Origin of the sequence: Neglectibacter sp. X4 (genome assembly GCF_009917365.1) — a bacterium.
Taxonomy (GTDB): domain Bacteria; phylum Bacillota; class Clostridia; order Oscillospirales; family Acutalibacteraceae; genus Acutalibacter.
Genome location: NZ_QWLE01000234.1, coordinates 1 through 722 on the forward strand (window position 1 = coordinate 1; position 722 = coordinate 722).

Annotated in this window: 1 protein-coding gene; it reads right to left on the bottom strand. The window is 30.2% G+C overall.

Annotated elements, in window-relative coordinates:
* On the bottom strand, positions 1-672 hold a 672-nt coding region (locus tag D1841_RS17860; RefSeq protein WP_207710205.1), incomplete at its 3' end, for a hypothetical protein.
* Between the last annotated feature and the right edge of the window lie 50 nt (positions 673-722).

Sequence of the window (722 nt, forward strand, 5' to 3'; positions counted from 1 at the left end):
ATTTTTTTTATATTGCTCAATTAGTGCACTATTTTCATTTATCAATTCAAGTTGCTTTTCATCATCAAACATCTTTATTTCCTCAATCCATTCAGGTATAGATTTTTTACTTTCAATTAAGCCAATACCTTGTAAAAAAGCTTGTATATCTTTTTCAGTTTCTAAATTTAATGTTGTGAAAATAAGTTTTCCATCTCTTATCGTAGTTGCTTTTTTACTCCTGTCGGACTTTGTTAATATGTTTTTTGCATCTACCCCATTAAAATAAAAGTCCGCTTCAATCATATGGTTTTCAAAATTAGTCTTAGTCCGTTCATAAAACAAGTCGTGCCATTGTAATCTACTTGATAATGCTTTTAGAATTAATCTCAGTTCTTCTATCATATCTTTTAAAACGCAACTAGCTAGGGGTTCTTCATTCCAAAAATTATACAAAAATTTGATATTCTGTGGTAGAACTACAATAACTTGTGCGCTAGTGCAGTTCTCTATAATTTTATTTATACTTATAAAGTCATTTTGCGCCTTTACTCTGTCCGTATTATTCCCTCTATTTTGCCATATATTTTTATCGTTTAAAAGAATAATATCTATGTCATATGCATCAAAAGATTGTGGTCGGCTAAGACCGGAAATTTCCATTTTAAGCTCTGTCTTCGCTTCAGTTTTCAAATCAAATCTCCCTGCATAGTTCACAATCTGTATCTTCATTGAAACTTTCT